The sequence below is a fragment of the uncultured Dokdonia sp. genome, from assembly GCF_937910895.1.
Lineage (GTDB): Bacteria > Bacteroidota > Bacteroidia > Flavobacteriales > Flavobacteriaceae > Dokdonia.
Genome location: NZ_CALEMI010000154.1, coordinates 1 through 13,733, shown reverse-complemented (window position 1 = coordinate 13,733; position 13,733 = coordinate 1). Strand labels below are relative to the sequence as shown.

Here is a 13,733-nt window from a genome sequence, read left to right as displayed (position 1 = left end):
TTTTTCTTTAAAAGTACTAAAAATGGACTACTTTTAAGGTGTATAAAACAGAAGATATGAGTTTTTCGAGTGCCTGTTTCCCATTTACTTTTTCCGAAGATCGATTGTTAGAGGAGTATAAGATATGTGAGGGGTTTGCTTTTTCTGAGCATTACAATAAAGCTGATTTTGCGGGAAGTTGGAAGTTGATTGCGCTTCGTTCTATGGATGGAGCGACAGATACGATTGGTGCTTTTTCTCCTTCGGGCGAATTTATGAATAGCCCTTTATTAGAAAAATGCGAGTATTTTAAGGAGATTATTGCCAAGTTTGAATGTGAGAAGGAGTCCATCCGCTTACTGAATCTTTGTGCAGGAAGTAAAATTCATGAGCATACAGATCTGGAATTGGGCTATGAAGATGGTGTGTTTAGAGTACATGTACCTATTACAACCAATGAAGATGTTCGATTTTATATCAATAAAGAACTTGTGACCATGGACGTAGGGAGCTGTTGGTACGGTAATTTTAATTTGCCACATGCGGTAGAGAATAACGGAACATCAGACAGAATCCATCTCGTCATGGATTGTAAGCGAAATGCGTGGAGCGATGCCTTATTTGCAAAACTAGGTTATGATTTCGAACAAGAAAACCAGCAAATAGCCTACTCCGAAGAAGAAAAGCAACGGATTGTGGAGGAGTTACAACGCCAAGGAACGGAGGTGTCTCAAGAACTGATTGAGAATATATTGAAATCGTAAGGAAACAAGGAGATAAAAAAGCGATTAAATTTTCAATAAAAATATTTTGCAATTAAAAACTATTCTTATATTTGCACCCCGTTACAAAGCAATGCGTAATGGTTTATTAAACGCGGGCGTGGTGGAATTGGTAGACACGCTAGACTTAGGATTTAACCTAAGAAAAAGTGTTAAAATATTTAAAATGCGGATGTGGTGGAACTGGTAGACACGTCAGACTTAGGATCTGATGCCGCGAGGTGTGCAGGTTCGATTCCTGTCATCCGCACAAAAGCCGAAGAGAAATCTTCGGCTTTTTCATTTTAAAAAAGTGGGTTTTCTTCACGATTTTTGACCTTGGGTACAACATAGGTACAACATTTTACCTTTTTTCAGAACCGAATTGACTTTAATGCTATATCCTTTCATTTGATACCAAACACTATTTTCTGTATTGAGGATTAATAAATTTTAGGTTATCTCAACCTTCGTTCTTCGTTAGAGGGGTTTATTATCATACAATATACACGCAAGGTAAACTCGTAAAATACTTCCATCAAAAGACTACGGCATAAAGCCAACGCTTCTTCCCCTACTCATTTATTCCGTTTCCTTTTGAGCCAAGATTTTATCTTCCGTTTGGTTTCTGCTCAAATATTGTTTAATCAAAAATTTGAGTATTATGACAACAAAAGCGAGTACCACAAAGAAGCGCAGCAGAACAAAAGTAGCTGCCAAGAAAGAAGTAAACGGAAAGAAATCCAAAGCACTTCAAATTCAGAACTTACCATTGGGTAAAATCAAGCCTGACCCAGAACAGCCGAGAAAGACGTTTAACGAAGATGCGTTAAAGCAGCTATCTGAGAGTATCGAAAAGCACGGTGTGTTGCAACCAATCACGATAAGACAACTAAATGGTCAATATGTCATCGTGATGGGCGAACGTCGGTATCGTGCCAGTAAATTGGCAGGAAAGAAAACGATACCCTGTATCGTGAGGACTTATGAGAACAATGATGTTCTGGAAGTTCAGATTATCGAGAATCTGCAAAGACAGGATGTCGAACCGACCGAAGAAGCCGATGCGATTGCTTACCTAAGTGAGAAATATGCACCTACTGAAATTGCGAAGCGGCTGGGTAGAACGGATAACTTCATCAGACAGCGACTTAAACTGGCTGGACTGATTGATGGTTTTAAGCAATTTGTGCGTAATGGCGAAATGACCATATCATTGGGTGTAGGTGTAGCGCTCTTTGAACCGGAAGAACAGCAGATGATGTTGGAAACGATGGGCGAGGATTTTAATGCACATCAGATAAACAGGATGATTAAAGACCAGACTTATGACTTGGAAAAAGCATCTTTTGATGTAACTGACAAGAAATTGGTCCCGAAAGCAGGGTCTTGTGTTGAATGTCCTTTCAATGCTGCAAATCAAGGCAATCTGTTCGGCGAAGGAAAAATGGTCTGTACGAAAGCAGCCTGTTTTGAAACGAAGAAAAGCAAATCGCTCTTGAACCTGATTGAAAAGTCCAAGAAAGAGAATATCCTTTTAATCCCTGAAATACGACAGTATTGGGCAGATGACGAGAACAATCAGCTCATTATATCGCAATTAGAAAAGAACCGATTGAAAGTCTATTTATTGGACGATGTTGAAATTATAAAGAATCCGATTGAGCCAACAATCGAGGGCATTAAGATAGAATATCAACATTACGATTATTCTGAAGATGAATTAAAGGCAGAATTGGATGAAGCAATGCAGAATCACAATGAAGCCTTGGAAGAATACAATTCAGCGAAAGAAAATGGATTCGTCAATGGCATTTTGTTCCATCCTGAAACGTACAGGAATAAAGAAGTCTTCATAAAAATTGTTGAAAAAACAAAAGATGAATCAACAGATTATTCGGCACCATTGGCTAACAGAAAAATGGCAGATTGTACGCCCGAAGAACAAATCGTTAAAATCAACGAAAGAGAAATCCGGAAGAAGCAAATAGAGAACAACAAGCAGTTTGAAGAAGTTGTGCAGATGATTCGTGAGACGAAATACGTTGATACTAAGAAGACACTTTCAAAAGATGAAATGGTGGCATTCTCGATATCGCTATTTGAGAACAATGTGGACTATATGAGCCAACAAAAGTATTTCTCAAAGTTCTTGGGCGACACTTCAAAGATGACCAAAGTTGAAATAGTCGAGAATTTCAAGAAGAAGTTCAAAAAGGAAATCTTTCACAAGTTGATACGCTATATGCTCACAAAGCAAGTGCATTTCGGCGAAAGCAATCACGTCAATAATCTGACGAACATTTCATTCTACGACGCAATGCAAGGATATTACAAATCCAAGATTGCCGGCATTGAAAAAGAATATGCCGAAAAGAGAGACAAGCGTGAAGCACGTTTGAAAGAGCGCATCACAGTTCTTGAAAAGCAAGTTCAGGAATTTAACGATTAGCTTTTGTTGTTTGAAGAAGGGTCGGCATTCGTGCTGGCCCTTTTTCTTTTTTATGATAGTTTTTAAAAAATGTATTTACAAGGAAGGGGTTATCAATCAATAGTTAGCGCAAAGGTAAACTCGTAAAATACACCCATCAAAAGACTACGGCATAAAGCCCACGCAACATCCTACGCTTATTTATTCCGTTTCCTTTTGAGCTGAGATTTTATCTTCCGTTTGGGTACTGCTCAAATATTGTTTAATCAAAATATATCATTATGAAACGAGTATCTGAAAAACCTAAAATTTCGTTGCAAGAAGCTGAAAACCATTATCAGTCGAGTAGTGAAAATTATGACATTGATAGTGGGGAAAGCCATTTCGCTTACTACAGAGATAAGCATCCCAGCCATTACAAAGTATTATTAGAAAATGTTTAATCTAAATTTAAAAGCTATGTATTTACAAAATTTGCAACAGGATGAAATCTTTGTTCCATCAGAAATGAAATCCTTAAAAAGTCTGACCCAGATGGAATCCCGAAGAGGACTTGAAAATGCCATTATCTCAAATGGCAAAATCGTCAACGTGGTATCGAACAGCTATGGCCACATTCCGAACCAACTGTTCTTCAGGAAAGCTGAAGAAATGCTGACCGACGCACAGCTGAATTTCCACAAACGCACGATCAACAAAAATGACAGGTCGTTCATAACTGACTTTATTATCGACGACAAAAGCCAGTTTACCGTGAAGAACGATAAGGACTTGATATTACCGATGCTTCGGTTCAAAAACTCGTATGACGGAAGTGAAAAAACTTCTGGACACTTCGGGTTTTATAGAGAAGTATGTTCAAACGGACTACACGTTTCTCAGGCAGAAATCGAGTTTTCCATCAAACATAGTAAGAACAATACGCACTTGATTATGCCGAGATTGAATAATCTATTCGATAAATTTTTGGATAATGAATTCTATACCATTACCAAGAAATTCGACAAGATGAAAGAATTTAAAATCATCGATACACAAGAATTTGTGAAGGCAATTCTCGACAGAACGAAATTGTTCAGATACGAGTGTAGCGACAAGAACAGCGACCCTTCAAAAAAGTCTCGTGAGGTCATAGAAATTTTAAACTATGAAGCCTTGTTGCTCAATGAAGAACCAAATCTATGGTTGGGTTACAATGCCTTCAACTCGGTACTTCATAACGTTTTGAAGAAAAGCTTCGGACAACAAGAGCGGTTAGATAAAAAGCTGTTTGATGAAGTCTATGCTATGGCATAAAATAAATAAAGGTTTGTCCAGTACCTCAAACTGGATTTAATGCCTTACAAGCAATCAACCTCATTTAATTTAAGGATACTTCTACTATGATATGAGCTAAATAGAAATGTATCACAATATCGTCATCTTATTTAAATTATTACAACTACATTTTCAAGTTTGAGTTCATTACACATTCATATCAAAGTGTTGGCATTCTTCTTTGCACAACCTGTGCATCGATTAATTTGTATCTTTGTAAAACTTTATGAAAATATTCTTTTCTATATCAATGTCTATTTTACTCTTTTTTCAAGGAATCAGCGTAGATATGGACTTATGTGGACCAATTGAAGAAATTTCAAACTTAATTTCCCATTATCAAGACCATAAAGTTTATGGCGACTCTTTCTTTGAATATATAGTAGAAGATTACATCGCAAACGATGCAAAAAGCGAAGGGCATCATAATAATTCAGATAAGGATAACGTACCTGTCCATTCTCATCATCAATGTTGTCATCCTGTAGTTTTTATAGCAAACACCGCAACACCTCTTATCAATCGATTTAAGTTTGAAGATAAAGAGCAGTTTAATTTATATACAGTCAACTTCAATTCCAGATATCTGGAATCCCTTTTCCAACCCCCTCAAGTATAATTCAGTTTTTTTAAGGATAGCTATATCCTAACGTGATGCTTCTCAAGATAGGCATTGCTATATAAATGCGTTGCATTTATTCGTAACGTAAGTTTTAAACTGAATTAATACATTTTCTATGATTAACAAAATCATTTCATTTTCCATTAATAATAAATTTATTATTGGCTTATTTATAGTGACATTGGTTGGTACCGGCATTTGGTCTATGGCCACTATAAACTTGGGTTCTGTACCCGACATAACAAACAATCAAGTACAGGTAATAACCGTGGCCCCAAATTTGGGGACAGAAGATATTGAGCAATTTGTTACCTATCCCGTAGAATTGGCAATGGCCAATCTTCCTGACGTTATCGAACTGCGTTCAGTATCCCGTTTTGGGCTGTCCGTAGTTACAATTGTCTTTAAGGATGAGGCAGGCACTTATCTTCCCCGGCAATTGGTACAAGAGAAATTAACCGAAGTTGCTGGAGAAATCCCCGAAGGCTTCGGCACGCCATTTATGGCACCAATAACTACAGGGCTTGGCGAAATCTACCAATACACCTTAAAATTAAAAGAGGGCTACGAAGATAAATACGATGCTATGGAGCTTCGTACCATTCAGGATTGGATTGTAAAACGTCAAATGGCATTAGTACCTGGAGTCGTCGAGGTAAATGCTTTTGGTGGTTATGTAAAGCAGTATGAAGTTGCCATAAACCCTAATAAGCTGAAAAGTTTCGGTATTACAATGAATCAGGTCTTTGAAGCCCTTAAAGCAAACAATGCCAATACTGGTGGTGCTTATATTGAAAAAAACCACCAAGCAAATTTCATTCGTGGAGAAGGTTTGGCACGAAGTATCGAGGATTTGGAAAACACAGTTGTGACGACTCAAAATGGAAGTCCTGTTTTAATCCGGGATGTCGCCGAAAAAGTAGGCTTTGGTAATCAGGTGCGTTATGGTGCGTTTACCCAAGATGGACACGAAACTGTTGGTGGACAAATTTTAATGCTGAAAGGCGAAAGCCCAGGCAACGTAGTCGAAAATGTGGAGAAGCGCATTGTAGAAATACAAAAATCCCTACCCGAAGGCGTTTACATAGATACATTTTTAAGCCGAAGTGAATTGATAGGAAGAACCACAAGCACCGTTGAAAAAAACCTCATAGAAGGTTCCCTCATTGTGATTTTTGTTTTGGTCTTGCTTTTGGGAAGTTTCCGTGGCGGATTAATTACAGCTTCGGTTATTCCTTTATCATTGCTCTTCGCATTTATTTTGATGAAACAATTCGGTGTATGGGCAAACTTAATGTCATTGGGTGCAATCGACTTTGGAATCATCGTAGATGGTGCAGTAATCATTGTAGAAGGAATGGTGTTTCACATTCATCAACGGATGAAAAAATCAACAAAGGTCATTGAGCAGGCTGAAATGGACGAAATTGCTTATGAATCTGCCAGTACGATGATGAATTCGGCGTTTTTCGGACAACTTATTATCCTTATTGTATTTACACCAATTCTATTTTTGACGGGTGTAGAAGGAAAAATGTTCCGTCCAATGGCATTTACTTTTGGATTTGCCGTTTTAGGAGCAATTATCCTTTGTCTTACTTACGTCCCAATGATTTCTGCAATGTTCCTTAAACCTACTAAAAATCAGAATAGTTGGTTTGCAAAATTTGAAAACAAGATAGATAGGTTCAGTGATAAAATAATGGCGGGCCTAAATCGAGCTTACCTTCCTTTGCTCAATTTCGCACTGCGCTTTCGAGCTGGTGTCGTGATTGGCGCAGTTGCTCTATTACTAATTGCAGGGTTTATTTTCAGCAATATGGGTGGCGAATTCATACCTAAATTTGATGAGGGCGATATTGCGTTTCAGGCTTTGATAAAACCGGGGAGCAGTCTTACCGAATCCATTGAGGCTTCAAAAAAACTTCAAAATTTAATCAATGAATTTCCGGAAGTAAAAACGGTAGTTTCAAGGATTGGTGTTGCTGAAATACCAACAGACCCAATGCCAATGGACATTGCCGATAGTTACATTATTCTTGAAAAAGATAAGAGCAAATGGACTTCTGCAGATAGTAAGGAAGAACTCATAGAAAAAATCCAAGAAAAAATTTCAGTAGTTCCCGGCGTAAATTTCGTGTTTACCCAACCCGTGGAACTTCGTTTTAATGAATTGCTTACAGGTGTCCGTGAGGACGTAGCAATCAAACTGTACGGAGAAGATTTGGGCGTGTTGGCAGACAAGGTACAGGAAATCGCAGCAGTCATCAGAACGGTTCCTGGAGCTGCTGACCTTAATGTGGAGGCTACAAGTGGTTTGCCACAAATGACAGTGGTGTATAACCGCGCAAAAATGGCACAATACGGTGTAACCGTTGACAAGCTGAACGATTATGTGAGTGCGTCATTTGCTGGAGAACAGGCAAGTGTCATTTTTGAGGGCGAAAAACGGTTCGATGTGGTCATTCGTTTGGCAAAGGAATTTAGACAAGACATCAACAGCCTTAAAAATCTTTATATCGATTTACCAAACGGAGCGCAAGTGCCTTTAAAGGAGGTTGCAGATATCAGCTATAAGCCCGGACCAATGCAGATTTCAAGGGACAATACCTCTCGTCGTATTTCGGTGGGGGTCAATGTTCGTGGGCGCGATGTAAAATCGATGGTCGAGGAAATTCAGCAAAAATTGGAAACGGACGTGAAACTGCCACCTGGTTATTTTGTAACCTACGGAGGTTCGTTTGAAAATCTTCAACGTGCTTCAGACCGATTGATGATTGTAGTGCCTATTGCACTTTTCCTAATATTCATATTGCTCTACTTTGCCTTGAGTTCGTTCTCGCAGTCCTTAATGATTTATATGGCAGTGCCTTTGGCAGCCATTGGTGGCGTGTTTGCCCTTTGGATAAGGGGAATGCCTTTTAGTATTTCTGCGGGAGTCGGTTTTATCGTGCTCTTTGGAGTTGCGGTTTTAAACGGTTTGGTACTGATAAACAAATTCAATGAACTAAAAGAAAGTGGAATGACAGACTTAAAAAAACGAATATACGAGGCAACACACGAGCGTTTACGCCCAATTTTACTGACGGCTACCGCAGCCATTATGGGCTTTATACCAATGGCGGTTTCTACCTCTGGTGGTGCGGAAGTACAACGTCCTTTGGCGACAGTAGTAATCGGTGGACTTATAACGGCTACCTTCTTGACACTGGTCATTGTTCCTGTCCTGTATTATTGGCTGGAATCACGAAAAGAAAAGAAAAACAATGGTGGTGACGCAAGTTATGTAAAGAAAAGTGCAACCGTGGTTGTGGTATTATTGAGTTTAGGAGGTTTCTTAACCCCAAATTCCGCAAGTGCGCAGGACGGCCAGATGAGCCAAGTGCTCACTTTGCAAGAAGCCATCACTCTGGCCAAGGAAAATTATCCTTCCCTTAAAGAGAGCCAAGCCTTTATTGAACGTGAACAGGCGATGAAGGGTACCAGCTTCGATTTGGGAAATACACAGGTATTTACAGGAAAGGAAGAGTTTGGCAATGACCTTCCCGGTGTACAAACTACCATAGGTGTACAGCAAGGAAATATTGATTTACTTTCAGGTTTTTCAAAATCCAAGTTCTATAAGGAACGTGTTAAACTGGGCGAAACGTTCTACGCGGTCAACGAGCAGCAATTGATTCGCAATGTGATGCAGGCTTATGACCGCATCAATTACAACAAGGCGCAATTGCGTTTTGCGGAACAGTTGGACAGTGTTTATGCTAACTTTAGGACCGCTGCAGAATTGCGTTACGATACAGGAGAAACGGGCAAATTGGAATTTATTGCTGCCTCTTCCGAATATCAGCAGATTCAGGTTTTACGACAGCAAGCCTATGATGACATTGAAATTGCAAAAAGGGCATTGAAGCAGTATTTGGGCATTGACCAAGAAATAGAAACGGTTGGTCAGCTCTATGAACCGATGGATTTTTTGGCCAATTTGGATTCGGCTTCCGCAGCCAATAATCCTTTGCTTCAATATGCTATGCAAAATGCGGAAGTAAGCAAAGCCAATATCGGTGTAGAAAAAGCACAGTTCCTACCCAAGTTCAACTTCACCTACGGCAGGCAGATTGTGGATGATGCGTCGGGTTTCAACACCTATCAGGCTGGTATTAGCATACCGCTTTGGTTCTTTCCGCAGAAATCAAGGGTAAAGGCCGCTAAAGCAGATGCATTGGTCGCCGAGAATCAATATCTCGAACAAAAGGCAATGACCGAAAGTAGAGTGTCACAGCTCATAAAATCGCTGGAAAAGACCCAAAAAACACTTAACTATTATCAGGAAGGTGCATTGCTTTTGGCCGAGGAACAAATTACTACGGCGGAACTGGCTTCTAAGGAAGGTGAAATTGATTATGTGAACTATATCACGATACTCAACAGCGCCATCAGGATAAAACAAAATCATATACAGTTTATAAATCAATATAACCAGCAGTTCATTGAGTTGCAATACCAACTGGGTAACCTATAATCTAAAAAAGAATAAGAAATGAAAAATATAGCAATAGTAAGTGTAGCATTAATGACCTTCTTTATGGTTGGTTGCAACGACAAGCCCGATTCAGAATTGGGACATAACGAAGAAAACACAACTACCGAAAAAATGGAAGGTGAAGGAGATGCACACGGTGAACATAATGAAGAAGAAGACGGTCATAATGAAGAAGAAGGCGAGGAAGGTGTGGTAATGCTTACCAACGACCAAATCGAAACCGTTGGTCTTGAGACCAAATTGTTGGAAAAACGTAATCTCGGTAACAATATCAAGGTTACAGGAAGACTCGAACTTTTCCCTCAAGACAAGGCCAATATTAGTCCATTTATGGGTGGTAATGTTAGGTCCATCAAGGTTATAGAAGGAGATAAAGTGCGCAAGGGTGAAGTGCTTGCATATCTTGAACATCCGGATATTATAAGTATGCAGCAGGAATATCAGGAAAAAAACGACGAACTCGTATTCCTAAAGCAGGATTTTGAGCGAAAAAAAATATTGTTCGACAAAGGTGTTTCCTCAGGCAAGGAATTCCAGATGGCACAATCAAAATTTCGTTCCACGACCTCAAGTGTAAACGGTTTAAGGTCAAAACTACGTTTATTGGGAATTAACGCATCCAAGGTAGAGCAAGGAGAAATCTACTCTGCAATACCTATAACTACGCCAATATCGGGCTATGTAGACGAGGTAATGGTAAGTCTTGGGGACTATGTGGCACCACAGTCCAAGATGTTCGCCGTGAGCGATAATTCTAAAATTCATTTAGACTTAAAAGTGTACGAAAAGGATATTCCAAAGGTAAAGGAAGGACAGAAAATAATCTTTACGGTAGCTTCTAAACCCAATGAATTGTTGACCGCAGAAGTACATTCCATCGGTAAAACTTTTGAGGAAGACCCTAAGGCCTTGCACGTGCACGCCGATATAGATAATAAAAATGGCGAATTACTTCCCGGTATGTATGTTGAAGGCAGGATTGCGGAAGGACAAAAATCAGGATATGCCGTTCCAGAGGAAGCCATTGTCAAGGAAGGCGAACAATCCTATATTTTCATTGTGGATGAGGATGAGGAAACCGAAGAAAACACGGTGAAATTCAGAAGAATCCCCGTAAGTACAGGTGTCAATGACCTTGGCTTTGTGGAAATCAATATTCCTTCAGAAATGGCAAAAAATATTATGGTTGTCACAGTTGGAGCCTACACCCTTTCTTCGGAAATGGTCAAGGGCGAACTGGAACACGGACATTAATTCAATAATAATCAAAGGTTTTGATTCCGGGTTTGTTTATCGTCTTAATTAGTTAGTTAAAATTAAAGAACAGGCTCGGTTCAAAATCGATAAAAATAAATAATTATGAAAGAAATAAAAGCATTTGTAAAACCGAACAGGATACAAAGAATTATAGAAGCTCTGACTGATAACGGATTTAAAAGTATGACCCTGTCACAAGCAGAAGGAACTGGAGCTTTCAAGGCAAAAGGAGCTAAACCTTCACTCGATTTTCACGTAACAAACAGCCCTGTGGTAAAATTGGAACTGGTCTGCCAGAACGAGGAGGCCCAATCGGCAATTGACATCATTCTCAAAAATGGCAAAACCCCAGATCCTGGTGATGGCATCATTTATTTGTCTGAGATTGAAGATGCTTTTCAGATAAAAACAGAGGAATCCTTAAAACAATTCAAAATTTAATTGTTTCGTAATTAATGCGTTGAAGAAAAATAATTAGGCTTAAATAGATAGCAAAAAAACACAAAATAATAGAGCCATAAAAATATGGAAACAACAAGAAAAACCAATTTAAAACAGGCCAGAACACTTCAAATCTGGAACGTCATTTATGACGTTATAGAGGTGGTCGTTTCGCTTATTGCTGGAATAACAGCAAATAGTTCCGCACTCGTAGGTTGGGCACTGGATAGCACGATAGAAGTGATAAGTGCTGCAACACTTGGATGGCGACTGCACGGCGAGCTCAAAGGCATCGATGAAGAAAAGGTAAAACGAAGACAAAAAATTACCTTGAACGTGATTGCAGTTTCATTTACGCTCATCTGTATTTTCATTTCCTATGATTCCATTACCAAGCTCATCAATAAGGAAACCGCAAGCTGGAGCACGTTGGGACTGGTCATATTATTGGTCTCGCTCGTTGTCAATCCTATCTTGATATATTTTAAAAGAAAATATGGCAAAAAACTGGAAAGTCCAGCTCTAATGGCTGATGCAAAAGACACCTTTATTTGTCTTTACCAGACAGTGGTCGTATTGACAGGATTGCTATTGGTCAACTGGCTGGAGTGGTGGTGGGCAGATCCTGTAGCGGCCTTGCTCATCGTTCCATACGCTGCAAAAGAAGGTTGGGAAGCATTTAACAAAGCAAAAAATATCAACTACAATATCACATAAATATGCAAGAAGTTGAAAAATTTTTAGAAAGCAAAGGGATACGACCTACGGCAATGCGCTTGATGACCTATAAGCGCTTGGCGCAACTAAAAGTGGCCATTAGCCTGGGCGAGCTCGAAAAAGATTTTGAACGCTCAGAACGGAGCACACTTTACCGTACTATGAAAACATTTGAGGAAAAAGGAATCGTGCACCAAATTGAGGATGGCACCGGCATTGTTAAATATGCCCTGTGCGAGGAAAATTGTGAATGTGAGGTCGGCAACGACCTTCACTTACACTTTCATTGCAATAGTTGCGGTGAAACGGTGTGCCTGACCGAGCATAAAATTCCGACAATAAACCTGCCCGAAGGCTATGTGGCAGAAGATATCAACCTTGTGGCAAAGGGAGTCTGTGAGAAGTGCAGCAATGACTTGGATTAAATATTTTGATTTAAAAAATTGGAACAATGATGACGATTTATAAAAATGAATGTAAGGTATATATGGTAGCTCAAAATAGATTAGATGCTACAGATTATGAAAATATGAAATCACAATTAAAAGACCATATACAAGAACATAATAAAGTGTACTGGTATATCGAGATGGAAAATTTTGAGGGTTGGTCCTCAAGTGCATATTGGAAAGGTATTGAACTCAAACTTCCAAAGGAGGAAAGATTAAAACGAGTCGCATTGGTAGGAAACTTAGAATGGCAAGAACAATTTACGGAAGTTTTGATACCATTTACAAGGGCACATATTAAATTCTTTGGTCCAGATGAAAAAAAATTGGCCAAAGAATGGATAGAGAAAGAAATTAATTAAAACGAAAGAACTATTATTTACTATTAAAATCTGGGGAATGCAATTTACACTGGAAGCAGTGGATAATCCTCAGCCCAAATCCCCAAATGTAATAGTGCTCAATGGAAATCCTGAAGGACGTTTTGCAAGGGGTAAAATAAGTGAGGAGGATTTTAAGAAATGTAAAAATTGTTACGAGAAAAAAAATTGCGTTGCATTTAACCAAACGCTAAGAAAATTAGAAATAAAAAATATGAATACCAAGTTTATTAAAGTCTTTTTGCGATTAGCAATTTCAATCGGTTTTTTATCGGCGGTCGCCGATAGATTTGGAATTTGGAGCAAAGAAGTTTCTGTTTGGGGAAATTGGGACAGTTTCTTGAGTTATACCCAAATGATCAATCCTTGGATTCCGAATTCATTAATACCAACAATCGGACTTTTGGTAACCATAGCCGAAATTGTTTTTACGATTTTCTTGATAATAGGGTTTAAAACGGAACTGTTTGCAAAATTAAGCGGGTTTCTACTGTTACTATTTGCTGTTTCAATGACTTTTTCAACTGGAGTAAAAGGAGCGCTTGACTTTTCTGTTTTTAGTGCTTCTGCCGGAGCTTTTGCTTTGAGTCTTATGAAAGAAAAATATTTAGAATTGGACAATCTGATTTCTAAACCTATAAATAGCTGAAAATGAAACTGGCTAATGGCATACATAATCAAAAAAGAGGGGCGCTGAACAGGCGAGGTCTTTTTATTGCTATTGTATTAGGGTTTGCGGTTGGTATAATCATCATACAGCCTTTGGGCATTTCCCTATTCCAGTATGACCAGAGCGGTGATACGGGCAATTGGTGGTATTTGTTCAAAAATGCAGTTGG

The 13,733-nt window shown here is 38.9% G+C and carries 12 protein-coding genes, 1 tRNA gene and 1 pseudogene; all 14 read left to right on the top strand.

Going from position 1 to position 13,733, the window contains the following annotated elements; genetic code table 11:
- Positions 1-56: 56 nt before the first annotated feature.
- Positions 57-743 (top strand): aspartyl/asparaginyl beta-hydroxylase domain-containing protein, encoded by a 687-nt coding sequence (locus Q0505_RS18015; protein ID WP_299215837.1) that lies wholly within the window; start codon positions 57-59, stop codon positions 741-743.
- Positions 744-929: 186 nt separating this feature from the next.
- Positions 930-1,011, top strand: a tRNA-Leu gene (locus Q0505_RS18010).
- 393 nt (positions 1,012-1,404) lie between these two features.
- A complete protein-coding gene (locus Q0505_RS18005; RefSeq protein ID WP_299215834.1) occupies positions 1,405-3,192 on the top strand; it encodes a ParB/RepB/Spo0J family partition protein in 1,788 nt (595 codons plus the stop codon).
- Between the two features lie 260 nt (positions 3,193-3,452).
- On the top strand, positions 3,453-3,614 hold the full coding sequence (locus Q0505_RS18000) for a hypothetical protein (RefSeq protein ID WP_299215832.1): 162 nt from the start codon (positions 3,453-3,455) through the stop codon (positions 3,612-3,614).
- Between the two features lie 16 nt (positions 3,615-3,630).
- Complete coding sequence (locus tag Q0505_RS17995; protein WP_299215830.1) at positions 3,631-4,467, top strand: DUF932 domain-containing protein; 837 nt, start codon at positions 3,631-3,633, stop codon at positions 4,465-4,467.
- Positions 4,468-4,738: 271 nt separating this feature from the next.
- Complete coding sequence (locus Q0505_RS17990; protein WP_299215828.1) at positions 4,739-5,107, top strand: hypothetical protein; 369 nt, start codon at positions 4,739-4,741, stop codon at positions 5,105-5,107.
- A 118-nt stretch (positions 5,108-5,225) separates the two neighbouring features.
- A complete protein-coding gene (locus Q0505_RS17985) occupies positions 5,226-9,629 on the top strand; it encodes a CusA/CzcA family heavy metal efflux RND transporter (protein WP_299215826.1) in 4,404 nt (1,467 codons plus the stop codon).
- Between the two features lie 18 nt (positions 9,630-9,647).
- Positions 9,648-10,904 carry an efflux RND transporter periplasmic adaptor subunit gene (locus tag Q0505_RS17980; protein ID WP_299215824.1) on the top strand — a complete coding sequence of 419 codons (1,257 nt, stop codon included), beginning with the start codon at positions 9,648-9,650 and terminating at the stop codon, positions 10,902-10,904.
- A 105-nt stretch (positions 10,905-11,009) separates the two neighbouring features.
- Positions 11,010-11,348, top strand: coding sequence for a P-II family nitrogen regulator (locus Q0505_RS17975; protein WP_114492885.1), 339 nt, complete (start codon positions 11,010-11,012; stop codon positions 11,346-11,348).
- 84 nt (positions 11,349-11,432) lie between these two features.
- Entirely contained in the window at positions 11,433-12,065 is a 633-nt protein-coding gene (locus tag Q0505_RS17970; protein ID WP_178987064.1) for a cation transporter, read from the top strand.
- A gap of 2 nt (positions 12,066-12,067) precedes the next feature.
- Positions 12,068-12,490 carry a transcriptional repressor gene (locus Q0505_RS17965; protein ID WP_114492883.1) on the top strand — a complete coding sequence of 141 codons (423 nt, stop codon included), beginning with the start codon at positions 12,068-12,070 and terminating at the stop codon, positions 12,488-12,490.
- 26 nt (positions 12,491-12,516) lie between these two features.
- Complete coding sequence (locus Q0505_RS17960; protein WP_114492882.1) at positions 12,517-12,876, top strand: STAS/SEC14 domain-containing protein; 360 nt, start codon at positions 12,517-12,519, stop codon at positions 12,874-12,876.
- 37 nt (positions 12,877-12,913) lie between these two features.
- Positions 12,914-13,543, top strand: coding sequence for a hypothetical protein (locus Q0505_RS17955; RefSeq protein ID WP_299215820.1), 630 nt, complete (start codon positions 12,914-12,916; stop codon positions 13,541-13,543).
- Between the two features lie 2 nt (positions 13,544-13,545).
- A pseudogene (locus tag Q0505_RS17950) lies at positions 13,546-13,733 on the top strand (hypothetical protein); the annotation flags it as partial.